Genomic DNA, 26,264 nt, shown 5'->3' on the forward strand with positions numbered 1-26,264 from the left:
AATATTTCTGTGCTATATTATAGCTATTGTACAAAAAATTAATGGCATTATTTTTGCCATATGAAATAAAGTTTATAATTTAGCCATATAAAAAGAAAGGACAACCCAACTTATGAATGATAACTTTTCACCAAGAGTAAAGAATGTAGTCAATAGTGGAAAGCTTGAAGCTATCCGCCTGAAACATAGTGCCGTAGGAACAGAACACTTACTATTGGGACTCCTTAAAGAAACCGAAGGAAGTGCTTTTGATATACTCACAGCGCTACATGCTGACTTCTCTGTTTTGAAGAGAAAAACAGAATCTTTAGCCAATTCTGTCAATTCTTATTCGGATACTGCTGCCACACAAATGGAAAAAAGTATCCCACTGACCCTACAAGCTGACAAAGCTATGAAAGCAACTGTATTAGAACAGAAAACTTTCAAAAATAGCCAGATCAATACCGCTCATCTTCTTTTGTGTATCTTGAGAAATCAGAGTGACCCTACTACCAAATTGCTTAATTTGGAAAAGATTAATTATGAGAATGTAAGACAGCAATTTGAGGTCATTAACAACGAAAAGAAACAAGACGAAAAGGCTTTTTCTGATTCTTATGCTTACGAAGATGACGAAGAGGATGCAAAACCTGACTTTTTGTCAGCCTCCAACTCTAAGAAAAATAATCCTAACCAAAAAACTAATACACCCGTTTTAGATAATTTTGGTAAAGACTTAACAGCTATGGCCATGCAAGGGAAATTAGACCCTGTAGTGGGACGCTTCAAGGAAATAGAGCGTGTTTCCCAGATTCTTAGCCGTAGAAAAAAGAATAACCCACTGCTCATAGGAGAACCTGGAGTAGGTAAAAGTGCTGTAGCCGAAGGTCTTGCCTTGCGTATCATAGAGCGTAAGGTATCACGCGCCTTGTTCAACAAGCGAGTGGTTACTCTGGACTTAGGATCCTTAGTGGCCGGGACTAAGTACCGTGGACAGTTTGAGGAACGTATGAAGGCTATCATGAACGAATTGGAACAGAATAAGGATGTTATCCTCTTTATAGATGAGATTCATACTTTAGTCGGTGCCGGAAGCGCTTCTGGTAGCTTGGATGCTTCTAACATGTTTAAGCCTGCCTTGGCACGTGGAGAGATCCAATGCATTGGCGCTACCACGATGAATGAGTATCGGGAATCTATCGAGAAGGATGGTGCCCTCGAGCGCCGCTTCCAAAAGGTGATTATTGAGCCTACTTCTTATGAAGAAACTATAGAAATCCTCAATAATGTAAAGGGAAAATACGAAGACCACCACCATGTAAAATATACTCCCGAGGCCATTGAGGCTTGTGTGAAGCTTACCACCAGATATATTACAGACCGCTTCCTTCCTGACAAGGCGCTGGATGCTATGGATGAAGCTGGAGCACGTGTATACATCTCTCAGATAAAGGTCTCTAAAAAGGTAGAAGCCTTAGAGGAAGAAATCGCTAAGATACAACAGCTTAAGAATGAGGCTGTAAGTGGAGCTCGCTATGAGGAAGCCGCTCGTTATCGAGACAACGAACGTACCCTATACAAGCAGTTAGACCATGAAAAAGAACTTTGGGAAAAAGAGTCTCTTAAGAACCGTAGTGAAGTAGGTTTCGATGATATAGCACAGGTAGTCTCCATGATGAGTGGAGTGCCTATCACTCGTATGGAACAATCCGAGATGAAGAAACTTTCGTCCTTGGAACACATCATTACAGAGAAGGTCATCGGACAGGAAGAGGCTATTTCCAAGATTGTAAAAGCTATCAAGCGTAACCGTACCGGACTTAAGGATCCTAACCGACCTATCGGTTCCTTTATCTTTATAGGACAAACAGGGGTCGGAAAAACACAATTGGCCAAGATCTTGGCTCGTGAATTATTTGACTCTGAGGAATCTCTTATCCGCTTGGATATGAGTGAATATATGGAAAAATTCACAACCTCTCGCCTTATCGGAGCTCCTCCCGGATATGTAGGTCACGAGGAAGGAGGACAACTCACTGAGCGTGTACGCCGTAAGCCTTATTCTGTTGTCCTCTTGGACGAAATCGAAAAGGCTCATCCTGATGTATTCAATATGCTCTTACAGGTATTAGATGATGGTTTCCTTACCGATAGCTTAGGCAGAAAAGTGGATTTTCGCAATACAATTATCATCATGACTTCCAATATCGGTGCTCGACAAGTGAAGGAATTCGGACAGGGAGTTGGTTTCTCTACTATGGCTAAAACAGCCCAAGCGGAAGAGTACGAACGCTCTGTTGTAGAGGGGGCTCTTAAAAAGGTTTTTGCTCCTGAGTTCCTCAACCGTATTGACGATGTGGTGATGTTCAACGCTCTTGACAAGGATAATATCAAAGGTATTGTCGAGGTAGAACTCGAAAAACTATTGGATAGAATGAAAGGATTGGGATACTCGTTACGTATCACAGACAAGGCGAAGGACTTTATTGCTGAAAAAGGATATGACAAACAGTTTGGAGCTCGTCCTCTCAAACGTACTATTCAGCGCTTTATAGAAGATGAAATCGCGGAAAAGATTGTCTTAGGCGAAGTGAGAGAAGGAGACACTATCTCGGTAGACTATGCTGATAAGGATGAAAAACTCACCTTCCTTGTAAGCAAAATCAAAAATATCCCTATAGATGAAGAATAGGTTTTGAATGAAGAACTTTTCTAAAGGAAATAAAAGAGGCTACTTTCTTGATTTGAAAATAGCCTCTTTCTTTTATGCTTCTTTGATTTTTTTCTGACGAAACCAATATGCTCTGAAGAGCTTTATCTCTCCAAAACTATACTCCTCCCCTACTCTTGCCCTGAGCTCATTGAGGGTTTCCTCCTCGGATATAGTAGGCAAGGTCTCCTGTAGGTGTTGTAATCTTTGGGAAGAAAGTACTTCCTCTATGGAAATAACACCTTCTTCTACATACTTAGTCAGATGACCATAGATGGTGGATTCGGTAAGTTTTCGCTCTGTCGCAATCTCCGCCACATTCTTTTTCTCTCTCCAAAGCTCTAAGGTACGGGCATAGGTAGATATCTTCTCTGCTTTTTCCTTTTTCCCCTTTTTCTCCTTCTTTCCTTCGGCAACAAGGGTAGGTTCTTCTGTTGAGAATTTTCCATTAAGTGAATTCTCTCGCCATTTCTCCAAAGCACGTCCTATCAATCGCTCTCTATAGTTCTTAGCTCTCTCGAATGCTCTCTTTTCCTCCTGTTCTGAAGAAGGAGTTATCATGGATTCTAAGATAATTTTTGTTTTAAGTAACTGAGTAATAGCATCTATCTGTATATCTTCTAACTGGGTAAGCTCTTCGCTAAAGGCTTTCACTTGTTTTTTCCCATTTACTTGCAAGTGGGTATAGAAAGTCTCTATTGTCAATCGTTCCAGTTGTGGAAAGAAGTAATCATGAGCCTTGTGAAAACGCTCCAATAAGTAGTGTTTGTCATAGTCTGGTTGGGAGAGGATTCCCTTGAGCTGATTGAGGAACTTTTCCGAATGTTGCACTATGGTATCATAAGTCTTAGCCTGCTCCTGAGCCCATTGGCGGAACTGACTCTTGAGACTTCGAGCATTCTCCACTTTATACGAATTGACATGTGCCCCCCATTGTACCGCTAAGTCCAACCAAGAGAAGGTCTTAAGCACCTCTTTCTCCAAAAAGGCCTTTCTTTCTAAGGAAAAAGTATCGGCTAAGGTATCTGGATCGGCTTTCTGCGAGGCATAGTCTATCACATCAGTAGCGGTGAAGAACTCTTTGGCATTGAGGGAGGAGAGCAGGACAAGCCCATCAAGACTTCTTAGCCGTGAGAGAGCTACATAAGTCTGCCCTGAAGCAAAAGCATCTGCCAAATCAATTACGGCTTTGTCGAAGGTAAGACCTTGACTTTTATGTACTGTAATAGCCCATGCTAAGCGCAAAGGATACTGAGTAAAAGTCCCCAATACCTCTTGCTCTATCTCCTCGGAGTTGGTCTTGCTCTTATACCGAACATGCTCCCATATATACTTACCTACCTCAATAACAGTATCTTCGCCCGAAAGTCTCACTCGTATTTCATCCTTGGATAGGTATACCACTTCGCCTATTTTTCCATTGTAGTAGCGCTTAGGAATCTCTAAATCATTTTTGACAAACATCACTTGAGCACCTACCTTCAGGGATAGTTGGGTATCCAAGGGATAGAGATATTCAGGGAACTCATCCTTCACCTCCGCCTGATAGGTATATACTGGCGCCTTAATAGCACTGAAAGCAGCTGCATTGAGCTGATCTGCCTTGTAGTTATGGGTGGTCAGGGTGATATAGCCATCATTATAAGAAGGCTTAAAGGTAGGTTGTATATACTGTTGTAGTATTTGTATATCTCTCTGGGTAATCTCATTGGTTCTCAAGTGATTGAGTATCTGCACGAAGTCCTCATCGGATTGTCGGTATACTTTTTCCAATTCTAAATACAAGGGAGGATTTTCCTCTATCACTTTAGCATGGAAAAAGGAGATTCCTTTGTAATAATGCTGCAAGATATCCCATTCGCTTTGTTTCACCACAGGGGGAAGCTGTAGCAAATCGCCTATAAAAAGCACTTGTACACCTCCAAAAGATGCCGAAGAACCTCTTATGGACTTTAGAACAGTATTGATCATATCCAAGGTATCAGCGCGGAGCATACTCACTTCATCTATAATCAAGAGTTCTAATTTTTGGAGTACTCTTCTCTTATAGGTATTCATCTTTTGCTGCTTCATAAGGGTCTTGGAGGTCACTATATTGAGGTTACCTGGCCAAGCAGCTTCTTCCTTATAAGTAGGGACAAAGGTAGCCAACGGCAACTGAAAAAGAGAGTGTAGGGTAACTCCTTTGGCATTGAGGGCTGCAATCCCTGTAGGGGCTGCTACCATTACATTTTTGTAAGTAGTTGCAATGATCTGATGCAATAGAGTTGTCTTCCCTGTACCTGCTTTTCCAGTTAGGAAAATAGAACGATGTGTTTGATTGACAAAATCTAATACATACTGTGCTATATCCATAGTATTATATTTTAGGCAGTACAAAGGTACAAAATTTAAGGAAAAGAGAAAAGAAAAAGTTTAGAATTAGGTAATAGATAAAGCCAGCAAGTACCCATAGCTGGGTATGTGAGTAAGCTCGCGTGAGTGAGTATGATTATTCTTCACTTTTCGTTTTTCATTCTTCACTCAATTGTCTCAGTTGGTTATACAGAGTTTCTAAGGCGAAGACTACCTCCTCTTCCAATACTACATCGGAAAGGAGTAGATTTTCTGTGGCTTGTAGAAAGGTGCGCTGGGTCTGAGGTGTGGTAAGCCAAGCGGTTATCTGCTCATTGAGCTCTGGGCGCTTGTCCTTAAAATAGCTATGCTTGAACACTATTCCTATAGGGTGTAAGCTATAGGTAAGAAGTTCTTGAAAGTCGTACAATGCCTTTACCTTACCGGATTGCTGTAGCCAAGTATCCAAAAGGGGAGCTATAGGTAAGCCACTCAAGCCAAAACAAACCAACCAATCCTCTGCTGTGCTATATAGGTGGGGACACTCACCCTCAAGTACTTCTTCGAAAAAGGCTTTTGCAAAGCGCTCCATAAAAGCTATTTCTCCCTCTTTCCATATATGAGTACGCTCAAAATGACAACGAGAGAGGGAAAAGCCCTCGTCTATATAGAGTGTTTCCCCTACCGAAAGTAGCTCCAACATACGGGGCAGGAAATAACGAAGCTCTACTATAGCCTTGTCTTCATTGTCAAACATGGCACTGATATAGGTTTCTATCAAATCCCTAGAAAGCTCTCGTAAAGGGGTGGTTATCAATAGCTTTTGTTCCTTCTCAGTGATACAATTGCCACAATCACAGACTGTCAGTGGAAGGCTAATGTTATAGGGTGCAAAAAGCCTATAAGCTTCTTCTATATAAGGGATCAGTTTTTTATTTTCCATATGTTACCTAACTTAAATAGTTTACCCACATAAAAGTACTTCCTCCTTTGCGGTCATAATGAACTCCTACCTTACCCCAATCGAAAGAGCGTTCTTCTCCTATATGGGTGGTGAGCCATTGTTTATAATATTTCTCTGTTTGTAGTTCATAAGCCTCGCTCCAATCCTCCCAAGAGGTTTGTCGCTCATTCATAGAAAACTCTATAGCGGATAGGCTTTCTCCTTTGAAACAAACCTCCACATAGAATAGTTTTCCTTCAAAGAAACATTTATCAAAATATATCCAATAATACCCCGTTCCTACTTCCCATATTTTATAAGAAGGAAATTGCGAACGAAGGCTTGAGTAGGTGGTATCTCTCGTAATTACAACTTCTTTTATCAGTAAGAAATCACCATTTGTAGTGTCTAAGAAAGTATGTGTTTGCTCCATGATAGCTATTTTTTACAGCGTACAAAGATACTTCTTTTTTAGATAGAAATACGGTTTCCTCTAAAAACTTTCGCCTATTGTCGTTAATCATTAATCATTATTTTTTTGTATCTTTGCCCCCAAATTTCTTTTACCCTTATGAAAAAACGCGTTGCTTTTTATACCTTGGGATGCAAGCTGAATTTTGCCGAAACGGCTACCATTGCCCGCAGTTTTGAGAATGAAGGTTTTGACAAGGTGGATTTCGAGGAACCTGCTGATATCTATGTCATTAACACTTGTTCCGTAACGGAAAATGCAGACAAACAGTTCAGGCAGATTGTTCGCAAAGCGCTTAAGCACAACGAAAATGCTTTTATAGCCGCAGTAGGCTGCTATGCCCAGCTCAAGCCTGAAGACCTCATCGCTGTAGATGGGGTGGACTTGGTATTGGGTGCCAAGGAAAAATTCAACATCACTCAGTATATTGACGACCTTACCAAGCTCAACAAGGGGCAGATTCATTCCTGTGATATCAACGAGGCTGATTTCTATGTAGGAAGCTATTCTATAGGCGACCGTACTCGCGCTTTCCTCAAGATTCAGGACGGTTGTGATTACAAATGTACTTACTGTACTATCCCTATGGCTCGTGGTATCTCTCGCAGTGATACCATTGAGAATATCTTGCAAAATGCCAAAAAGATATCCGAGAATAACATCAAAGAAATTGTTCTTACTGGAGTCAATATAGGAGACTATGGCAAAGGAGAGTTTGGCAACAAAAAGCATGAACACACTTTCTTGGAGTTGATCCAAGCCTTGGACACGGTTGAGGGAATTGAGCGCTTGCGTATCTCTTCTATCGAGCCTAACTTACTCAAGGATGAGACCATTGCTTTTGTAGCCCAGAGCCGCAGCTTTGTTCCTCATTTTCACATTCCTTTGCAGAGTGGAAGCAATGATATCCTCAAGAAGATGAAGCGCCGCTACCTCCGCGAGCTCTATGAGGATCGTGTGGCTAAAATCCGTGAACTCATGCCGGATGCTTGTATCGGGGTCGATGTGATTGTGGGCTTCCCTGGCGAGACGGACGAACATTTTTTGGAGACTTACCATTTCCTAAACCAACTGGATATCTCTTACTTACATGTATTCACCTATTCCGAACGTGCCAATACCGAGGCGGTGGAAATGGAGGGAGTAGTCCCCAGTGAGGTACGTGCCAAGCGAAGCCGTATGCTCCGTGGCCTCTCTGCTAAGAAGCGTCATCACTTCTACGAACAGCAGCTCGGATCCACCCATCAAGTGCTCTTCGAGAGTGATAATAAGGACGGATTCATGCATGGATTCACCGAGAATTATGTAAAGGTAAAAACTCCTTTCGCTCCTGAACTGGTCAATACCTTACAGAAAGTGGTACTCAAGAAGATTGATCCTGATGGTATTGTTACGATAGACCTTGTCAATGATTAAAACCTTTTATTCGTATGCTGGAGACACCTATTGAATACTTAAGAGGAGTAGGCCCTCAGCGAGCACTCTTGCTCAAGAGTGAACTTCAAGTGGCTAATTTTCAAGATTTGCTACATCTGTTTCCTACGCGATATATTGACAAAACACAGTATTACAAAATACAAGATCTGAGAGAAACCACAACCGAGGTTCAGGTCGTCGGGCGTATCATTCACCTGAAAACGGTCGAGGGAAAAACCAAAGCTCAACAGCGCTTGGTGGCTACCTTTACCGATGGGACTGGCAACATGGAATTGGTGTGGTTTCGTCCTTCTCAATGGCTCAAAGATCACTTGCTCCTAAATGTTCCTTATGTGATTTTTGGCAAATGTACCCCCTTCGCTGGGGTATTCTCCATGGCACATCCTGAGATGGAAACACTTGAGGAGCATCAGCATTCCCTTCAGGGAAATATACAAGCGGTATATCCTTCTACAGAGAAGCTCACCAAAAAAGGAATCACTCAAAAGGTGATGCGCAAGCTCATAGAATCGCTCTTTCAGGAGGTTGGCAAGAATTTTTTCGAAACACTCCCTCCTCAGCTACTTACCTCCTTGCGACTACTTCCTAAGGGAGAAGCACTCTTTCAGATACATTTTCCTCAGTCACAAGAACTTCTATCCAAAGCTCAGTTCCGCCTGAAGTTAGAAGAGCTCTTCTATATACAGCTACAACTAATCCAGAAAAACTATCTCAACAAAAAGCTAAAAGGATATCCCTTTCCTTTGGTAGGGGATTATTTTAACACCTTCTACCATAAGCACCTTCCCTTCCCTCTGACCAATGCTCAGAAACGGGTTATCAAGGAGATACGTAGCGATATGGCTACAGGAGCACAGATGAACCGCCTTCTACAGGGAGATGTAGGAGCTGGGAAGACAATCGTAGCGCTTTTTGCCATGCTCTTAGCTTTGGATAATCAATACCAGGCCTGCCTGATGGCTCCTACGGAAATTCTTGCGCAACAGCATTATCAGTCCATAGCTTCTCTACTTGCCCCCATGGATATCCAGCCCGCTCTACTGACTGGTAGCACAAAAACCAAGGAGCGCAGGAAGATTCTCGAAGAACTGGAAAATGGGCAACTACAGATTGTCATAGGTACCCACGCCTTACTGGAGGACAAGGTCAAGTTCCATAACTTAGGCCTTTCTATCATAGACGAACAACATCGTTTTGGTGTAGAACAGCGCTCTAAGCTCTGGCACAAGAATGCTCTACCTCCTCATGTGCTAATCATGTCGGCCACTCCTATTCCTCGCACCTTGGCTATGAGCCTCTATGGGGATTTGGATGTCTCGGTTATCGACGAACTTCCTCCTGGCAGAAAACCTATACAGACATTGCACCAATATGATACCCATAGGGCTAAGGTATACCAGTTTCTTCATGATCAGATTGCTAAGGGACGACAGGTATATGTGGTGTACCCTCTGATTGAAGAATCAGAAGCGCTGTCTTTTAAGAATCTTTCCGAAGGATACCAGCAGCTCTGTAGTGCTTTTCCACCCCCTAAGTACACTATAGCAATGGTACATGGGCAGCTAAAACCTGAAGAAAAGGAAGCTCAGATGCAGCTTTTTGTAGAAGGTAAAGCGCAGATTATGGTCGCCACTACTGTGATAGAAGTAGGAGTCAATGTTCCCAATGCTTCGGTTATGCTTATAGAGAGTGCTGAGCGCTTTGGACTCTCTCAGTTACACCAATTGAGAGGACGGGTAGGACGAGGGGCTGAGCAGAGCTATTGTATCCTGATGACCGATGTCAAGCTCAGTCATGACTCTCGTACACGTATGGAGACCATGGTGGCCACTTGTGATGGCTTCCAAATCGCAGAAGTAGATCTGAAGCTACGAGGCCCTGGCGACCTCATGGGTAGGCAGCAGAGTGGAGTGCTCTCTCTGAAAATAGCTGACCTTGTCAAGGACAGCCAGTTACTGAAGGTAGCTCGTGACTATGCCACTGACCTTATCCGTGTAGACCCTGAACTGACTGACCCCGCCCACCTGCAGGTAGCCCATACCCTGAATATGCTCAAAAAGAATAAGGGAATATGGAACCTAATCAGTTAATGGTTAATGATCAATGATTAATGACTAACTCAAAACTTAAAACTTAAAACTCAAAACTTAATTATTGCTTTTTTCGAAAAAAATACGTACTTTTGCACCGCTAATAGTGTAGCTTTTATTGCTACTTTCTTTCAAACTTAAAGAATATGGAATATTTAGATTTTGAGCAACCTATCAAGGAACTCGAAGAACAATTAGATAAATGTATTGCCCTTGGAAATGAAAGTAATGTAGATGTCTCTGACACTTGTAAGAAGCTTACCAAGCGCTTAGAACAGGTAAAAAAAGAGATCTATGAGAACCTTACTCCATGGCAGCGTGTACAGGTATCCCGACATATTGACCGCCCTTATGCTCTTGATTATATCAAGGCGCTCTGTGGAGATACTTTCTTGGAACTCCATGGTGACCGTACTGTAGGAGACGATAAGGCCATGATCGGAGGCTTAGGAAAAATAGGAGACCAATCCTATATGTTTATAGGCCAACAAAAAGGGAATAATACCAAAAGTCGCCAGTATCGTAACTTTGGGATGCCTAACCCTGAGGGATATCGCAAGGCTTTACGCCTGATGAAATCTGCCGAGAAATTCAATATCCCTGTAGTTACCTTTATTGATACCCCTGGTGCTTACCCTGGTATAGAAGCTGAGGAAAGAGGTCAGGGAGAGGCTATCGCACGCAACTTATTAGAAATGGCGCGCTTGCAAGTGCCTATCATTGTCTTTATCATAGGCGAAGGTGCCTCTGGAGGTGCACTCGGTATAGGGGTGGGTGACAAGGTATTTATGCTGGAGAATACTTGGTATTCCGTAATTTCTCCTGAATCTTGCTCTTCGATCCTTTGGCGTACTTGGGAGTACAAGGAGCGTGCCGCTGATGCCCTCAAACTCACCGCTAAGGATATGAAAGACAATGGCCTTATCGACGAAATTATCAAAGAACCTCTTGGCGGTGCGCATCGCGACCGAGAAGCAGTCTTCGAAAGTGTCAAGAAAGCTATTGAGGATACCTTTAAAAAACTCTCCAAACTCTCAGTGGAGAAACTTATCGAAAAGAGAATGGACAAATACACCAGTTATGGTGTCTACAAATAAAAATTGCAGCAATTATAAGAATGAAAAATTGGTTTAAGATTGTATGTATAGCCCTAAGTATAGGGCTATTGGCGAGCAGCTGTGGCGCTTTCCAAGGATTTGCCTGCCCTCACGGCAGAAGATGCTAACCTAAAATACCTTACTCTATGTCGGCTAAAGTACGAGCTTTCCTCTTCAATTTTCTTTGTTTTGGAGCCTTGTTTATCCTTATTCGCTTAGGGATTCTCTATTTTTTTCCTGAGCTTTCCTATGCGGTAACTTTTGCAATTACTGGGATTCTCTCTATCTTACTCTCTCCCCGCTTTGCTGCTTTTGAGCAAGAGGGAAAGGAAGTCCTACTGATGCGTTGGATTTTCCTCAAAGGAATCCGACAACTATAACTCCGTTATATTTATAGTATGCAAATACAGCTAAAGAGATTAGGCAAGAAGAAAGTACACTTAGTAGAGGTAACTTTGGCTCACACTCCCCACACCCTGAGGGAACTCATCACCGAGTGTGTGAGGAGCGAGGTGGAACGCTTCAATGCGTCACGGGAGGAAACCTCTCTCCTACCCTTCCTCTCTCCCCTAGAGATAGGCGAGCAAGCCCAAGGAGGGAAAATCACCTTTGGAGAAAAAGAGAATAGGACTCTGGCTGACTTAGACACAGCTCTTGATACGGCATTATTGGCATTTACCGATGGGCTTTTTACTGTTTTTATCAATGATGAAGAAGTTAAAACCTTGGACGCTCCCCTGACTATTGAGGCTGATACTGTTATCACCTTTATTCGACTTACCTTCTTAGTGGGAGGATACCGGTAGGTTCTATTTATTGCCCCCTTACCCCCTGCGGAGTCATGCCAAACTTACGCTTGAAAGCTGTAGAAAAGTGTGAAAGGTACTCATATCCACACTGAAAGGCTATTTCACTGATGGACTTATCTGTATATAATAATAGCTGTTGGGCTAAGTTCATCTTATAATCATACAAATAACCAAAAATGGTATTGCCAAAAACTTCCTTAAACCCATAGCAGAGTTTTTTCTCATTCATTCCCACTTCCCGAGCCAACTCACTGATAGAGGGGGTATGTAGCAAATCACTGACAATCATCTCACTTACTTCATGTATCTTGTCTATATCGGTATGGGTCTTACAGTACTGATAGGCTTGGTACTTTTGTACCTCCATTTGCTGAAGCTGCAACAAGAATAATTCCAATACCTTAAGATCGGCATAAGCACCTGCGGCCTTACCCAAGAGCTGAGTATTGTCTAATTGCTGCAAAATAGCCTGCATCTGCATAGAAGTACAGAAGCTACCCCTATTATTGAGCAAAAAATTCCCTCCTTTTTGGTATCTTTCATAGATATTCTTAAAGGTATCAGGATATTTTTCTGCCATTTGGGAAAATTCTGCCTCGCTTACAGCTATGGTAATCACTTCCAAGGTATCATTTTTGAGAAAAATATCCCTTCCTAAGCATTCTTCCTTGCAGAAGAAAAGATTATGCCCTCCTTGTTTGGAGGAAAAAAGTTGCCCATTTATATCTACAAATATTCCTTTCTGGGACTTCGTTACAAAATAAAAACGTACTGAGGGAATGGCCATACGTCCTTCAAAAGAATAATTGTCATTTACTTGTGCTGTCCAATTATAATAGGTATGCTGTCCTATTTCTTTCCCTTGGGTGATGAATGTCCCTATCTTATTCTGAAGCCTGCCATAATAAGCCTCCATCTCCTGTTCACTCTTTATGAGTGGAACCTCTACTTGCGCTACGCTCAGCTCCTGCATATCTAATATTGATAATCGCTTCATCTTATTTTTGCTATTGAGATTAAAATCTTTGCTATTGAGATTAAAATAGAATAAAAACAAAAAACGTAAGTTTGCTCAACTTTATTAGTAATTTAGAACAAAAATAAATAATTTTCCTGATACTGACAAATCTATTTCCCTTTTTAACAAAACAAAAATATCTAAAACACCATCAATCAAAGAGATAAACTTATGTTATTCAAAAAGATTTTCTATCTATTTTTACTATTTTCTCCGACTCTGATAGCCCAAAACAAAGGAGTTCTCTCTGGAAAAGTACTTGATAAGAGCACTGGAGAGCCCCTGATCAATGCTGAAATCATCATCAAGGACTTGAACAAAGGTACCACTACAGATGATAAAGGATTCTATCAGATACACAACCTGCCCTTAGGCAGTTACACTGTATCTTTCTATTATCTTGGCTATCAGAGTGTAAGCAAAAGGATTAATATTACTGAACAAACACACCTGAGTGTATCCCTAAAGGAAGAAAAGCAAGAAATCGGAGAAATGGTCTTCACTGCCAAGACTATTGCTCACCAGAAAAAAGAGGAAGCCATGCCTGTTACTGTAATTGACCTATCCAATATACGGGGTACTGTGAGCAGCGTACAGGACATATTGATTAAGACCGTGGGGGTTACCATCCGCTCCTCAGGCGGGGTAGGAAGTTCCTCTCGCCTTTCTGTACGTGGCTTGGAAGGCAAGCGTATCGGTTTTTTTATAGACGAACTCCCTTTGAGCGAACAGACAGATTATATTGACATCAATGATATTCCTGTGGATATGATTGACCGTATCGAGATCTATAAAGGAGTAGTACCTGCCCGCTTCGGTGGTTCCTCTCTTGGTGGGGCGGTCAATATCGTCATTCGTGAATATCCTGAAAAATATGCTGATCTAAGCTATGGGCTAGAGTCCTTCAATACACACAAGCTACAAGCGGTATTCAAGCGCAACCTCAAGGAAAAAGGACTTACCTTTGGGGTTGGTGGTAGTTATACTACCGCTGATAACAACTATACTTTTGAATCTCCTTACCGCAAGGGCTTATATATCACTCGTAATCATGATAAATACCAGAAAATACTAGTAGGGGGAAGTTTTAAAGCTCATAAATGGTGGTTTGATGAGGTAGAAGTAGAGCCTGTTGTGGTCAAAACTTACAAAGAAATTCAAGGGATAGAGTATGATATCCGTGAGGCACATAGCCATTCACTTATGACAGGATTGGCAACCAAGCTAACAAAAGACCATTTTTTGTTGGATGGGCTGAATTTTGATATGCTCAATGGCTTGGTACTTACCCAAATGAACTTTATAGATAAGGCCACTCGTCGCTACGAATGGGACGGTTCCTCCTACCCTACTCCCTCACGCTATGGGGGTGAAGTGGGCTACAATTTCCCTTCGGATTCCGATGATCGAAAGTTTTCTTTTGTCAATAAGACTAACTTGGAGTATCTGATCAATCAAAACCACTCCTTGAATTTCAATACAGTACTCTCTATTGCCAAAGGTACCCCTAAGGACGAACTCAAGAAGCAAAGTCTGGGTAAGCAAGTGAATTTTGATTCTCACATGCTCAGCTGGGTCAGTGGGCTAACGTATGATTTCCGTACTTCCGATGATGTCTTCCTCAACTCCCTTACAGCGCGCTACTATCTCTATACCATGCATACCCAGAGGGCACCCCTCTTTGTTCCTGGTCAGTACAATGTAGATTTGAACAAAAGCAGCTTTGGAATCAGTGATGCCTTGCGTTATCGTTTTCTCCCGTCCTTTATGGGAAAACTATCCGTAGGGCATGATGTCCGTATCCCTACCGAGAGCGAACTCTTAGGCGATGGGATTGCTATTGTCCCCAGTGGAGATTTGCTCCCTGAGCGCAATACCAATATCAATGTGGGCTGTCTACTGGATCTGATAGGCAAGCACCCAAGCAATGCTCAAATCGAACTGAATCTTTTCTATATGCATCTGAAGGATATGATCCGCTATACTGCAGGACTTATAGGAGCTCAGTATCAAAACTTCGGGGAAATGCGCACCATAGGAGTCGAGTTCGAAGCCAAAGCGGACATTCTTCCCTCCCTCTATGCTTATGTGAATACCACCTATCAAGACCTCAGGGACATACGCGACTATGAGCCTGCCAGCACTATACCCAATCCTACCAAAGACAAGCGTATGCCTAATATCCCTTATCTCATGGGCAATATAGGCTTGGAGTTCCACCGAGAAAACCTTTTTGGCGGCAACGGACAGAATACTCGTCTTTTCTTGGATTATGCTTTTGTAGAAGAATATTTCTATGATTTCGAGATGACCCAGCTCGATAAGCGTCGTATTCCTCGTAGCACAACCTTTGATTTGGGCTTTGAGCATAGTTTTCTCAACAACAAACTCTTTATCTCAGGAAAAATACGTAATCTTACCGACCAAAAAGTACTCACCGAGTTCAATCGTCCCCTCCCTGGGATCAACGGAGGGATAAAACTCCGTGTTATATTCTAAAATCAACTAAAAATCATATTATCATGTATTCAAAATTTTTCTTAACCACATGCACCCTTGCTCTGCTGACTGTCTCTTGTAAGAAAGATGACAACAATGCAAACCAAACACAAGTCCCTACTATAAGTAAAAGTAGTGGTAAGTATCTATTAGAAACCTCTGTAAAAAATGAGGATGGTATGAGTGGAAGCTCCTATATACAGCTCTCTGACAAACTTGAGGGAAGTATAAATAATTCTCAAGGAGAACAAATAGAATTTGGCTCCTCTGTACAAGTAGTAGGCTATGATGTCTATCTCTTTGATACTATGAAAGGAGTCGGAGGAACTACCCGATGGAACTATGACCCAGCCACTAAAAAGCTCACCAAAGGAGCAAACCTTCCTGCACCTGCGGCTTCTATGATAGGACACCTCGAAAAAGTAAGTGATTCCAAGGCTTACTTACCACTCTATGGTCAAGGGGTAGTATGGATTATCAATCCTAAAACTATGGAGAAAACAGGAGAAATTGCTCTAAACCAATATGCTCATGGAGATACCAATCCTGAACCTGCCATGGGGCTTATCCGTGATGGCAAATACTACCTATGCCTAAACCAAGTAGATTCCGGACAAGGCTGGCAACCCTATACTGACTATCAACAGAGTGATATAGCTATTATCGATATTCAAACTGATAAGGTAGAGAAAATAGTCTCTGAAAAGGCTACAGGTCTTACTTTCCCTACACGTCCTATGTCGCAATGTAGTGGTATGCTCTTCACCAACGAAGCTGGTGACCTCTATGCCGCTACAGTAGGATATTTTGGTTTCAACCCTAATAACACCAAGTGTGGCTTTATCTGTATTCCTAAGGGTGCTACTGAGTTTGACACCAATAAGTCTTGGGATATCTCCACCACTGCCATTGAAGGATACGAGCATAAGGCCTCCACAATCTTAGCTACACAATATATAGGTAACGACAAAGTCGTCGCTTATGTAGGTATTCGCGAACTCTATACCGAAAATCCTTATACCTCCAAGAGTGCTTTGGCTATCTTAGTTGACCTTAAGTCTAAAACTATCAAAAAGATAGATGGTATTCCCCTTACCGATGGGCATAGTGTATTCATTACCAAGATGAAGGATAAGGTTATATTTGCTGCTTTTGGAACCGATAAGGTAGGGCTGTTCTCCTTTGACCCCACTACAGGAGCTGTGCAACAAGTCCTTAGCACTCAGGGAAACCCCGCTTATTTCTATGCTTTTGAGTAAGAAATCAATTTAGGGTTTTAGAAGAATAAAACTACAACTAAAACCCTATATCTCTATAATTCTATAACCCTTAGATCATGAAATTAGACAAAATTCCCGAAACCATGCTCATTACCTTATGGGCAAAAGCTGAGGAACGCCACTACTCCCCTCCCTTTCTCATTGACAAGAAGGCAGAAGAGATGCTCCCCCTGATAGACTATGATTTTTCTAAGTTCAGTCGCTCCAAATTCAGCCAAGCAGGGGTCTGTCTTAGGGCAAGCCTTATTGACAAGGAAACCCAAACTTTCCTCTCCATTCATCCCGATGCAGTGGTAATCCAGCTGGGTGCTGGACTCGATGCACGTTACGAACGCTTAGGATGCCCTGAGGTTACCCATTGGTACGAACTTGATCTCCCTGAAGTGATTCAGTTACGCAAAGATTTTTTTCAAGAGAATGATAAGCGTAGTTTTATAGCTCTTTCTCTCTTTGATATGGAGTGGGTAGAACAGATCAAAGCACATACAAAGCCTATTCTTATCCTTATAGAAGGAGTACTGATGTATTTCGATCCAGAAGAAGTAAAAGCCTTTTTTCTATCTCTCTGCCAGAGACTTCCAAAAGCAACAGTCCTTTTTGATATGTTGGCTTACAGCCTTGTTGGGCATGCCAAGAATCATGACTCTCTCAGCACAATGGACAAGAAACAACGACCTGAGTTCAAGTGGAGTGAGCGGGATAGTCACACACTTGAGCAATGGCACCCTGCCCTACATGTAGAAAGAGAATACTTTATGAGTGATTACAACCGAGGGCGTTATCCTTTTATCTTTAGAATGCTCTACAAAATTCCCTATTTTTATAAAAGGTTCAATCAGCGAGTAGTAGTATTAGGGATTAGTAACTAATCCCCAATACTTTGATATAGTGTGCATTGAGATGCTCTCTCATAAGCTCTCTGAAAGAAAAAGGAGTACCTTGTTTGAGTTCTTCTAAGAGGTCTCGGTGGGTAACTTGTTTGCCCCCTTCGGGGAGTATATAAGCGGCTTGATAACGATTCAGATCATGTACATATTGGAAAATAGGCATAAAGACATCCTGAAATTTTTTCAAAATATCATTCCCTGCCATCTCATACAGTTTTCCATGAAATTGTCGTTCCTCTTCTATAGAGAAATTAAAACTATCACAGCGCTGCTCTTCTGAGTTTTTTACTATATCCTCCAAGTCCTTAAGTTGTCGAGGGGTCTTACGAGCAAATACAAAGTCTGCCATACCTACTTCCAGCATCAGCCTAAGCTCGAAGAGGTTCGAAAGTCGCCCTACATCTACCAAAGCAGGGTCGAGCATCTTTTCAAAATTGTGTACCAAATCAGGCTCCAGAATGACCATCCCTCTGTGCTTGCGAGATTCTACCAAGCCTAAAGTCCTAAGTCGTAGCATGGCTTCTCTTATCGCTGTACGGCTCACTCCTAAGGTCTCGGCAAATTCCAATTCCTTAGGCAGTGCATCTCCAGCCTTTAGCGCATTCTCCTTAATATACTCAATAATATGCTTCTCTACCCTATCTACTAAGGAATCATTCTCTGAAGCAGTTGTTTTCTCCTTTAATGGCTTCATAAGAGAGTCGAATTACTTATATTTATTTGGTACAAAATTACAATTTTTTTTCTACCTGACCAATATAACTGACATTTTTATTTCCTCCTCTATTCTTCCTACCCAAAAGCTATTGATAAGAATATCAATGAACTAAATTAGAAGATGCATTAAATTCTTGTTAATTTTTTAATCCTATTCTTTTTGGCATTGTTTTTGATAAGCATTATTCGTATTTTTAGAGTTAAAAAAATAGATATTATTAATTATTTTAAGATTTTAGATATGAAAAAATATTTTACATCAGTTATTTCCGCTATTATGGGCGGAGCTATTGCCTTAGGTGGCTATCATTTTATTACTAAAAATCAAGAGAATAGTACTTTTTCTTTCTCTTCTCAAGGAGATAGTACTCATGTGGCTCAGACAAATTTCCGTCAAGTAGCCAACTTCAACTTTGATGAGAATAGCTTTATCAATGCGTCCAAGAAGACTGTCAACAGTGTTGTCCACGTAAAGAATATGACCATAGCGCCAGAGATCACCTCTATCTTTGACCTCTTCAGTGGAAACACTCCTCAGCAAGGAGGCAAGGAAAGATTGGCTGGAACAGGTTCTGGAGTGATTATCTCTCCGGATGGATATATTGTTACTAATAACCATGTGATCAATGGGGCTTCTTCTGTACAAGTAACCTTAAATAACAACCAAACGTACAAGGCAGAAATCATTGGTTCTGATAGCAGTTCTGATATTGCTTTACTCAAGATAAAAGCTCCTGAAAAGTTGCCTTTCCTTTCTTTTGCCGATTCAGATAATACTCAGATTGGCGAATGGGTATTGGCCGTAGGGAATCCTTTTAACCTTACCTCTACCGTTACAGCAGGGATTATCAGTGCCAAAGCAAGAAACTTAGGCAACCAGTACAACGGAAAGATAGAGTCTTATATACAAACAGATGCTGCTGTCAATTCTGGAAATAGTGGGGGAGCACTCGTGAATCTCAATGGGGATCTTATCGGTATCAATACAGCAATTGCTTCTGCCAATACAGGTACCTTCGTGGGTTATTCTTTTGCTGTACCAAGCAATATAGCCAAGAAGGTAGTAGAAGACCTTATCGAATACGGGAATGTACAGCGTGGTGTCTTGGGTATTGCGGGTACAGAGCTCAATTCTGAGACAGCCGAAAAACTCAAAACCAAACAAACTGAAGGTTTCTATATCGATAGTGTAGAAGATGGTTCTGGTGCTGAGAAGGCGGGAATCAAAAAAGGAGATATCATCACTCAGATGGACAACATCAAGATTCGTTCTTTCTCTGACCTTAGCGGACATATCAATACCAAAAGACCTAATGACAATGTCAATATCGTAGTTCTCAGGGATGGTAAAGAAAAAGAAATCACTGTAAAGCTCCAGAAAAATGATTCCTTCATAGCCAATGACTTAGGTATTATTATCAAAAACCTTTCTGACAAGGATAAAAAGGATTTCAAACTAAAAGAAGGAGTCAAAATAACCAAAACAAGTCCTCTGTATGCAGAAAATGGAATTAATTTGGACGGAAAAGTACTAATTTCTATCAATGGAAAAGAAGTAAAAGATATTGATAGTGCCAAGAGTATCCTTGAGAACAGCAAATCACAGCGCTATGCCATCATTGTACAAAACAAAAATGGTGAAAAAGAACGCTATTTCTTATAAAAGTATATTTATTTATATTCATACCTTTAAAGTTTGATTTTTATTAGTGTTAAGTAGTCTGCCTTCTCTTAGGCAGACTATTTTTTTTAGACTTTAACTGGGTACAGATAAAAAAGCACTCCCCTTAGCACCTAAAATTTTAGTATTTCTAAAGGTTGTTATTTCATAATTAATTTCTAACTTTGCCCTCTGTTACTACAGAGATATTATCTATGAATACTCGCAAAGATATTCAGTGGGCTTTTCTATACTTTATCATCACCGTACTACTGGGTTTTTCCCTTAGGATGTCTTACGTTACGGACGCTTTTTTCAATGTCCGTCATGTAACACATTCGCATTCTCATGTGGGACTATTAGGCTGGATATATACTATACTCACTTCTCTCATCTGTCAATATTTCCTCAAAGAAGAAGACAGAAAGCCCTATCGTATTCTATTTCTCTGTACCCAAGTGACCATTTTAGGAATGCTTTTTACTTTCCCTTTTGGCGGGTATTACCTATATTCTATTATCTTTTCTTCTCTTTTTGTACTCTGTACTTATGCCTTCAGCATATTTTTCCTCAAAAGGAGTAAAAAGTTCGTCCATTTGCGCTTTACCCTTTCCAAGAGTGTAGAGCCTGTATGTGAACGTCCCTTATCCCTGCGCTTTGTCCGCTGGGGGATCTATTTTTTGGTAGTATCAAGTATCGGTATCTGGTTGCTCCCTGTGGCGATTGTCAAGACAGGCAAGGGAGATTGGTACAATAGTGCCCTATATTTTTTCCTACACTTCCAGTATAATGGCTGGTTCTTAGCCGTAATCTTGAGCCTTCTGGTAGGGGAAATCGAACACAAAAGTCTATTGATTAGCAAGCAACTCTATAAGGCTTTCTATTGCTTTATCTTAGGTACTATAGGGTCTGTAACCCTATCCTGGGTAGGCTTCTTTGATCATCCTTTGCTATATATTATTGGCAATATATCTGGATTCCTACTCCTGATCAGTGTTTTCGAGATTTATAAAGCTTATAACCAATTGGAAAAACCCGCTTTCCTCATGAAAGCCTTCCTATTGTTATGGGCTATAAAAACACTCCTAATGTTCTTAGGATCTTTCCCTTGGATTGCTCAAGTGATTCTCCCCAATAGAGAGTTTATCATCAGCTACTTACACTTTACTTTTTTAGGTGTCATTGCCTTTGGGGTGCTCCATTTCCTAAGCAGGAACTTGTATATACGCTTCCCTTGGTGGAGTCTCTCTCTCTACACTACTGCTTTTATAGGTACTGAAACCCTAATCACCTACAAGGGTATAGCCATCTATGCCCAGTGGTTCCTCCCGAATAATTACCCTATTCTTTTAGTGGTTTTCAGCACTCTTTTCTTTATAGCAGTAGGAAATTGGTGCTATATCATTTTTAGAAAAACACACACATCCTCCGACCAAATATTTTCTAAAAAATAACTTTAACACTTATTATAAACTGAATACTTTCTAAAACTCTTTAATCTTACGTAAGTTAAAGTTTTGTTTTGGAAAGTTAAAGTTTGTTATCTGTTTTACTGCATCTTTATTGTTGTTTTAAAATATAATTAATTCATTTTTAGTTATTTATTAATTTAAGTTATTTATTAATTATCAACATACCAAAAACTTATTAACAGATTAACATAAAATACATTTGTATATTTCCATAGTTTTTCGGAATTTTGCCTCGTTATCAATAAGTTTCTTTATCCAATATGAAAAATTTTGTCTATTTTTGTCTCATTTCTTTTTGTTTGGCTTCTTTTTCTTCTTATAGTCAGGCATCCAAACCTATCTCCCCCAAGATTACTGAGATTATCAAGGACAGTCTCTTTGCCCCTCATGACAATTTCGAGTATGCTATCAAGCGCTTATATATCGATATCAAGGGGAGCGAACACAATCTTGATTTTAAGGCCTTTCGGTATGCATACATAGGATATCAAAACATGAAGCTAAAGAACAAACTCAATGAAAAACGCTTGTTATCTATCATTGATTTTACAAAGGATAGCGATAAAAAACGTTTCTATACTATTGACTTGGAGGCTAAAAAAATTCTCTATTACACTTATGTAGCCCATGGAAAAAAGACTGGGATGTCTTCCTCTACTTATTTTTCCAATGAAAATGAATCTCACAAGAGTAGCTTAGGCTTCTATGTTACAGGCAGAACTTACAATGGGGATGCAGGTTTTAGCCTTAAGCTCTACGGAGATGAACGCAATTACAATTCTAATGCTTATAAGCGTGGGATTGTTATCCACACTGCCGATTATATGAATGAGGATTTTTTTCAAAAAAATGGACGCTATGGGCGTAGCTTGGGATGTCCAGTACTCCCTACTGACATCTACAAACAGGTGATTGAAACTATCAAAGAAGGGACTATGGTATTCGCTTATTATACCAACAAAAGGTATCTCGCTTCTTCCAAATATCTCAAGGTAAGTAACCTTACCAAAAATAATACTTTCTAAAAAGATAGGACTAATTCTTTATCTAACAAATGAAAATACAAGATGTCATCCAGTACTTGGAGACTTTAGCTCCACTTGACTATGCAGAGAGTTTTGACAATGTAGGACTATTAGTAGGAAATGCTCAAGAGCCTTTCAGGGGGGCACTTATCACCTTGGACACCTTGGAAGAAGTGGTTGAGGAAGCTATCCAAAGGGATTGTAACCTTATTGTAAGTTTTCATCCTATTATCTTCAGTGGGCTTAAAAGCCTTACAGGAAAAACTTATGTAGAGCGCGCTGTAATTAAGGCTATTGAGCACCATATAGCTATCTATTCTCTACACACAGCCTTAGATAATTCTTTCTGGGGAGTCAATGCTCGTATCTGTGACCAATTAGCTCTCTCTGAGAGAAAAATTCTCCTTCCTCAGCCTCATACTATTGAGCAATTGATAACTTATGTTCCTTCTGAGCATGCCCAAGCACTGAGGGAAAAACTTTTTGAAGCAGGAGGAGGCAATATAGGTAATTACTCTCATTGTAGCTTTAACCTACAGGGGGTAGGTACTTATCAGGGCAACCAGCACAGCCATCCTACTATTGGGGAAAGAGGGGTATTCCACCAAGAGGAAGAAACTCGCATCTCTATCATATTTCCCAAGCATCTAAGAACCAAAATGTTGCAAGCACTCTTTACGCATCATCCGTACGAGGAGGTGGCTTATGAGATTCTTTCTTTGGAGAACGAACACCAACATATTGGTTTGGGTATGATTGGCCTACTCCCCTCGCCTATGGAGGAAAAGGATTTCATCTTGTATGTAAAGCAACGTATGCAAACCTCTTGTATCAGGCACTCTCCCTTCTTAGGAAAGAAAATACAGAAAGTAGCCGTCTTAGGGGGAAGTGGAGCTTCGGCTATTGGAGCTTGCCTGAAGGCTGGGTGTGATGCGTATATCACAGCTGATGTCAAATATCATGAGTTTTTTAAAGCCGAAGGTAGGATACTTTTGGCTGATATTGGACATTATGAAAGTGAACAATTCACAAAAATGCTTTTATGGGAACAACTTACGAAAAAATTTCCTATCTTTGCATTTTATTTAGCGAATACAAATACAAATCCTATCAACTATTTATAGTTATGACAAAAAAAGAAGTATCCGTAGAGGACAAACTAAGAACCTTATACGCCTTACAACTTATTGATTGTAAGATAGATGAACTAAGAAACGTACGCGGCGAACTCCCCTTAGAAGTAGAAGATTTGGAGGATGAAGTAGCTGGATTAGAAAGCCGTGCGGAACGTCTTGTCAATGATATTGACAAGATAAATGTTGACATTTCTACCAAGAAAAATCTCATCGAAGAGAGCAAAGGACTTATCAAGAAATATGCCGAACAACAAAAAAATGTTCGCAACAACCGTGAGTTCAATGCTATATCTAAGGAAATTGAGTTCCAAGAGCTCGAAATCCAATTAGCTGAAAAACATTTGAAGGAATTCAAAGCAGAGATAGAACAGAAAAAACTCTCTATTGCTAAGATAAAAGACCAATTAGAAGAGCGTAAAAAACACTTACAACATAAGAAGGAAGAGCTCTCCTCTATCCTTGAAGAAACTCAAAAAGATGAGGAAACTCTTTTGAAGAAATCCTTGGAAATCTCTTCTCAGATAGAGCCTCGCTTGCTTAGTGCCTATCAGCGTATCAGAAATAGTGTGGTAAATCGCTTAGCTATCGTAGCTGTAGAACGTGGTGCTTCTGGAGGATCTTTCTTTGTCATCCCTCCTCAAGTACAGGTAGAAATCTCTACCCGCAAGAAGATTATTACCGATGAGCACAGTGGCCGTATCCTTATTGACCCTGATTTGGCTCGTGAAGAAAAAGAAAAAATGGAAGAATTCTTCCAAGCTATGTAAACAAATTGCTTAAAACCAATCTTTTTCATTAGAAAAGGCTAAAAGTTTCTCACTTTTAGCCTTTTTTCATTTTTCTATTTTTTGAGGTGTCTATTTAATTACAAACTAATTGACTTTGGGAAACGGGAGAACGTTCTACAATTCTTTTTATTAATTTGTTAAAGATAGTATCTTTATTTTGTGAGCGATTAATTCTAAAACTGTATTCCGCTAAATATCGGTCTATGTTAAATTCTGACACCCAAGAATATATATCTCATAGCTTCTACCTTGTTTTCCTTCCTCTTTTCCTCCTATGGTAAATTCATCAACCTAAACGCTATCATTCATTTTGTGCGATTCACTGGATTTCATAGCTTCACGGACTTTTTGCATAAAATAATGTGCAGTCTGACGACTAATTTCATAACGACGAGCAACTTGTGAGGCTGATAACCCTTTAGTTGTTGTTGTCATTTCAAAACATATATAAAATGCTTTACGTAACCCAAATTTTAGTCTATGAAATAGTGTTCCAGCTGTAGGACTTTCTGTATCTCCACAGATATTGCAAGTGCGTGAAAAATCTTTGCGAACTTGGTATTTTGTATGTCCGCATTTACGGCAACAATACCCTTTTTCCCATTTTATGGAAGCTAAGTATTCTTCGCAATCTAAGTCTGTTTTAAAGCGTTCAGTAAACTATAAGAGGCTTTGTCCCTTAAATAATTCCATAATACATTAATTTTCAGAGTGTAAATATATGAAATTATTTTGACACCTCAATAAATAATAAAATTAATAGAAATTAATAAACAACTACCAAGGAACTTCATCATCTTCTTTATTTATATTATTAGTTAATAATAAGTTTATTTTTTTAATAAATTCTTCTACTTTATAAATAACATCATTTACATTATTAATATCTAATATAATTTCATTACCATCTTTATCTTTTCCATTCCTATGAACCATATGATGTCTATTAATGACTATCTTCATAACTTCATTAATGTCTGGAAATTTAATGTCAAAAGTTGTTTCATAAATACCTTTTACAATGTGTAAATTATGATATATAATTCCTAAAAGATGTTCTTTTACTTTACTTTCTAATTGTTCGCGTTTTATAAATATCTGATTTAAAGAAAATTTTTCTTTTTTAAAATTTTCATATGTTTCTACGAACTTCCTAAATAAAATATTATCATTTAGCACATTATTAATTAATGTTGTTGAAAGATAATCTTCAAGACAAGTAATAGTACTTGAATATATCTGTCTTTTTAATGTCTTTTCTAATTCATTATTATTAAGCGATAGTTTATTTAATTCTTTTAATTTGTGCATTTCATCAATAAAATTAGAGTATGGATTTTCTGAATACAAAAAAGAATTTATTTGTTCATCCATATAATAATCTGGTATTTCTGTAATTATTACTTCATTTTCTTCTTTTAATCCTATTATCGAAACATAAGCATCAGCATATCCGACATTAATGTCAATAATAAATTCTTTCTGACAATTTTCACAAATTACAAATTCTTCTCTATCAACATAGGAATCACTAGCCTTCTCAGCCATATAATTTGGGTGCGGTAAACCAAATTGCTCAGTTTTTATAGTATTATGACATTCATTACATTTAAATTCTAATTCTATGGCAGAATTACCAAAAGGGGAAAAATCTATATATTTATACATTTTTATATACTATTTTGAATTCATTCCTAATTTATTCAATTGAGGCATCTATTTAGCTACATACTAATTGACTTTGGAAAACGGGAGAACGTTCTACAATTCTTTTCATTAAATGGTATACCACAGTTCAATAGTTTCTACCTTCATTTCTCATCGAAACCACACCTCTCACCGTGATTTGAGCCTTTACAGAAAGCCCTATCACTAAACTGAATAATACAAATACTTTTTTTATTACTC

The 26,264-nt window shown here is 39.8% G+C and carries 20 protein-coding genes and 1 pseudogene; 14 read left to right on the plus strand and 7 right to left on the minus strand.

From position 1 onward, the window contains the following. Window positions 1–112: 112 nt before the first annotated feature. On the plus strand, window positions 113–2,674 hold the full coding sequence (locus CGC50_RS01745) for an ATP-dependent Clp protease ATP-binding subunit (RefSeq protein ID WP_095909437.1): 2,562 nt from the start codon (window positions 113–115) through the stop codon (window positions 2,672–2,674). Window positions 2,675–2,746: 72 nt separating this feature from the next. Here CGC50_RS01745 and CGC50_RS01750 read toward each other — a convergent pair whose 3' ends face one another. The 3 genes from CGC50_RS01750 to CGC50_RS01760 form a co-directional block, all read right to left on the minus strand. Continuing rightward, window positions 2,747–5,047 (minus strand): helix-turn-helix domain-containing protein, encoded by a 2,301-nt coding sequence (locus tag CGC50_RS01750; protein ID WP_095909438.1) that lies wholly within the window; start codon window positions 5,045–5,047, stop codon window positions 2,747–2,749. Window positions 5,048–5,204: 157 nt separating this feature from the next. Beyond that, window positions 5,205–5,969, minus strand: coding sequence for a hypothetical protein (locus CGC50_RS01755; protein ID WP_095909439.1), 765 nt, complete (start codon window positions 5,967–5,969; stop codon window positions 5,205–5,207). Window positions 5,970–5,976: 7 nt separating this feature from the next. Next, window positions 5,977–6,402 (minus strand): hypothetical protein, encoded by a 426-nt coding sequence (locus CGC50_RS01760; protein WP_095909440.1) that lies wholly within the window; start codon window positions 6,400–6,402, stop codon window positions 5,977–5,979. A 138-nt stretch (window positions 6,403–6,540) separates the two neighbouring features. Here CGC50_RS01760 and mtaB point away from each other — a divergent pair, with 138 nt between their 5' ends. From mtaB to CGC50_RS01785, 5 genes are all read left to right on the plus strand, one after another. Next, window positions 6,541–7,857 carry a tRNA (N(6)-L-threonylcarbamoyladenosine(37)-C(2))-methylthiotransferase MtaB gene (gene mtaB / locus CGC50_RS01765; RefSeq protein ID WP_095909441.1) on the plus strand — a complete coding sequence of 439 codons (1,317 nt, stop codon included), beginning with the start codon at window positions 6,541–6,543 and terminating at the stop codon, window positions 7,855–7,857. Between the two features lie 14 nt (window positions 7,858–7,871). Then, window positions 7,872–9,968, plus strand: a complete 2,097-nt coding sequence (gene recG / locus CGC50_RS01770) for an ATP-dependent DNA helicase RecG (protein ID WP_198541627.1) — start codon at window positions 7,872–7,874, stop codon at window positions 9,966–9,968. Between the two features lie 146 nt (window positions 9,969–10,114). Beyond that, window positions 10,115–11,065 carry an acetyl-CoA carboxylase carboxyltransferase subunit alpha gene (locus CGC50_RS01775; RefSeq protein ID WP_002668442.1) on the plus strand — a complete coding sequence of 317 codons (951 nt, stop codon included), beginning with the start codon at window positions 10,115–10,117 and terminating at the stop codon, window positions 11,063–11,065. A 146-nt stretch (window positions 11,066–11,211) separates the two neighbouring features. Then, a complete protein-coding gene (locus tag CGC50_RS01780; protein WP_095909443.1) occupies window positions 11,212–11,445 on the plus strand; it encodes a hypothetical protein in 234 nt (77 codons plus the stop codon). A gap of 18 nt (window positions 11,446–11,463) precedes the next feature. Then, window positions 11,464–11,871 carry a hypothetical protein gene (locus CGC50_RS01785; RefSeq protein WP_095909444.1) on the plus strand — a complete coding sequence of 136 codons (408 nt, stop codon included), beginning with the start codon at window positions 11,464–11,466 and terminating at the stop codon, window positions 11,869–11,871. 7 nt (window positions 11,872–11,878) lie between these two features. Here the strand turns inward: CGC50_RS01785 and CGC50_RS01790 are convergent, their stop codons facing one another. Beyond that, window positions 11,879–12,871, minus strand: coding sequence for a helix-turn-helix domain-containing protein (locus CGC50_RS01790; RefSeq protein WP_095911256.1), 993 nt, complete (start codon window positions 12,869–12,871; stop codon window positions 11,879–11,881). A gap of 192 nt (window positions 12,872–13,063) precedes the next feature. Between CGC50_RS01790 and CGC50_RS01795 the strand changes: the two genes are divergently transcribed. The 3 genes from CGC50_RS01795 to CGC50_RS01805 all read left to right on the plus strand — a co-directional run bounded on the left by CGC50_RS01795 (window position 13,064) and on the right by CGC50_RS01805 (window position 17,540). Further along, window positions 13,064–15,391: a TonB-dependent receptor gene (locus tag CGC50_RS01795; protein WP_095909445.1), complete on the plus strand. Its 2,328-nt coding sequence runs from the start codon at window positions 13,064–13,066 to the stop codon at window positions 15,389–15,391. 23 nt (window positions 15,392–15,414) lie between these two features. Beyond that, window positions 15,415–16,650: a hypothetical protein gene (locus tag CGC50_RS01800; protein ID WP_095909446.1), complete on the plus strand. Its 1,236-nt coding sequence runs from the start codon at window positions 15,415–15,417 to the stop codon at window positions 16,648–16,650. Between the two features lie 77 nt (window positions 16,651–16,727). Next, the gene (locus CGC50_RS01805) at window positions 16,728–17,540 is read left to right on the plus strand and encodes a class I SAM-dependent methyltransferase (RefSeq protein ID WP_232781162.1); all 813 of its coding nucleotides are present in this window, start codon (window positions 16,728–16,730) and stop codon (window positions 17,538–17,540) included. On the opposite strand, the gene CGC50_RS01810 is transcribed toward CGC50_RS01805, so the two are convergent. Then, window positions 17,530–18,252 carry a FadR/GntR family transcriptional regulator gene (locus CGC50_RS01810; RefSeq protein WP_002668494.1) on the minus strand — a complete coding sequence of 241 codons (723 nt, stop codon included), beginning with the start codon at window positions 18,250–18,252 and terminating at the stop codon, window positions 17,530–17,532. The two genes, CGC50_RS01805 and CGC50_RS01810, sit on opposite strands and share 11 nt — an antisense overlap. Window positions 18,253–18,516: 264 nt before the next feature. Between CGC50_RS01810 and CGC50_RS01815 the strand changes: the two genes are divergently transcribed. The 5 genes from CGC50_RS01815 to CGC50_RS01835 all read left to right on the plus strand — a co-directional run bounded on the left by CGC50_RS01815 (window position 18,517) and on the right by CGC50_RS01835 (window position 24,335). Continuing rightward, complete coding sequence (locus CGC50_RS01815; protein WP_095909447.1) at window positions 18,517–19,938, plus strand: S1C family serine protease; 1,422 nt, start codon at window positions 18,517–18,519, stop codon at window positions 19,936–19,938. A 212-nt stretch (window positions 19,939–20,150) separates the two neighbouring features. Beyond that, window positions 20,151–21,389 (plus strand): hypothetical protein, encoded by a 1,239-nt coding sequence (locus CGC50_RS01820; RefSeq protein ID WP_095909448.1) that lies wholly within the window; start codon window positions 20,151–20,153, stop codon window positions 21,387–21,389. 278 nt (window positions 21,390–21,667) lie between these two features. Next, window positions 21,668–22,432, plus strand: coding sequence for a murein L,D-transpeptidase catalytic domain family protein (locus CGC50_RS01825; RefSeq protein WP_095909449.1), 765 nt, complete (start codon window positions 21,668–21,670; stop codon window positions 22,430–22,432). Between the two features lie 29 nt (window positions 22,433–22,461). Beyond that, on the plus strand, window positions 22,462–23,556 hold the full coding sequence (locus CGC50_RS01830; RefSeq protein ID WP_095909450.1) for a Nif3-like dinuclear metal center hexameric protein: 1,095 nt from the start codon (window positions 22,462–22,464) through the stop codon (window positions 23,554–23,556). Between the two features lie 2 nt (window positions 23,557–23,558). Beyond that, window positions 23,559–24,335: a zinc ribbon domain-containing protein gene (locus tag CGC50_RS01835; protein ID WP_095909451.1), complete on the plus strand. Its 777-nt coding sequence runs from the start codon at window positions 23,559–23,561 to the stop codon at window positions 24,333–24,335. Between the two features lie 94 nt (window positions 24,336–24,429). Here CGC50_RS01835 and CGC50_RS01840 read toward each other — a convergent pair. Both CGC50_RS01840 and CGC50_RS01845 read right to left on the minus strand, forming a co-directional pair. Continuing rightward, window positions 24,430–25,049: pseudogene (locus CGC50_RS01840) on the minus strand (hypothetical protein). Window positions 25,050–25,133: 84 nt separating this feature from the next. Further along, window positions 25,134–26,024: a hypothetical protein gene (locus CGC50_RS01845; RefSeq protein ID WP_095909452.1), complete on the minus strand. Its 891-nt coding sequence runs from the start codon at window positions 26,022–26,024 to the stop codon at window positions 25,134–25,136. Between the last annotated feature and the right edge of the window lie 240 nt (window positions 26,025–26,264).

Source organism: Capnocytophaga gingivalis (assembly GCF_002302415.1).
GTDB classification, from domain to species: domain Bacteria; phylum Bacteroidota; class Bacteroidia; order Flavobacteriales; family Flavobacteriaceae; genus Capnocytophaga; species Capnocytophaga gingivalis.

Coding starts and splice junctions, on each gene's coding strand:
- CGC50_RS01835 (WP_095909451.1), top strand. CDS start 23,559: ATGACAAAAAAAGAAGTATCCGTAGAGGACAAACTAAGAACCTTATAC.
- CGC50_RS01790 (WP_095911256.1), bottom strand. CDS start 12,871: ATGAAGCGATTATCAATATTAGATATGCAGGAGCTGAGCGTAGCGCAA.
- CGC50_RS01830 (WP_095909450.1), top strand. CDS start 22,462: ATGAAAATACAAGATGTCATCCAGTACTTGGAGACTTTAGCTCCACTT.
- CGC50_RS01825 (WP_095909449.1), top strand. CDS start 21,668: ATGAAAAATTTTGTCTATTTTTGTCTCATTTCTTTTTGTTTGGCTTCT.
- CGC50_RS01810 (WP_002668494.1), bottom strand. CDS start 18,252: ATGAAGCCATTAAAGGAGAAAACAACTGCTTCAGAGAATGATTCCTTA.
- recG (WP_198541627.1), top strand. CDS start 7,872: ATGCTGGAGACACCTATTGAATACTTAAGAGGAGTAGGCCCTCAGCGA.
- mtaB (WP_095909441.1), top strand. CDS start 6,541: ATGAAAAAACGCGTTGCTTTTTATACCTTGGGATGCAAGCTGAATTTT.
- CGC50_RS01745 (WP_095909437.1), top strand. CDS start 113: ATGAATGATAACTTTTCACCAAGAGTAAAGAATGTAGTCAATAGTGGA.
- CGC50_RS01760 (WP_095909440.1), bottom strand. CDS start 6,402: ATGGAGCAAACACATACTTTCTTAGACACTACAAATGGTGATTTCTTA.
- CGC50_RS01795 (WP_095909445.1), top strand. CDS start 13,064: ATGTTATTCAAAAAGATTTTCTATCTATTTTTACTATTTTCTCCGACT.
- CGC50_RS01805 (WP_232781162.1), top strand. CDS start 16,728: ATGAAATTAGACAAAATTCCCGAAACCATGCTCATTACCTTATGGGCA.
- CGC50_RS01815 (WP_095909447.1), top strand. CDS start 18,517: ATGAAAAAATATTTTACATCAGTTATTTCCGCTATTATGGGCGGAGCT.
- CGC50_RS01775 (WP_002668442.1), top strand. CDS start 10,115: ATGGAATATTTAGATTTTGAGCAACCTATCAAGGAACTCGAAGAACAA.
- CGC50_RS01800 (WP_095909446.1), top strand. CDS start 15,415: ATGTATTCAAAATTTTTCTTAACCACATGCACCCTTGCTCTGCTGACT.
- CGC50_RS01780 (WP_095909443.1), top strand. CDS start 11,212: ATGTCGGCTAAAGTACGAGCTTTCCTCTTCAATTTTCTTTGTTTTGGA.
- CGC50_RS01845 (WP_095909452.1), bottom strand. CDS start 26,024: ATGTATAAATATATAGATTTTTCCCCTTTTGGTAATTCTGCCATAGAA.
- CGC50_RS01755 (WP_095909439.1), bottom strand. CDS start 5,969: ATGGAAAATAAAAAACTGATCCCTTATATAGAAGAAGCTTATAGGCTT.
- CGC50_RS01785 (WP_095909444.1), top strand. CDS start 11,464: ATGCAAATACAGCTAAAGAGATTAGGCAAGAAGAAAGTACACTTAGTA.
- CGC50_RS01820 (WP_095909448.1), top strand. CDS start 20,151: ATGAATACTCGCAAAGATATTCAGTGGGCTTTTCTATACTTTATCATC.
- CGC50_RS01750 (WP_095909438.1), bottom strand. CDS start 5,047: ATGGATATAGCACAGTATGTATTAGATTTTGTCAATCAAACACATCGT.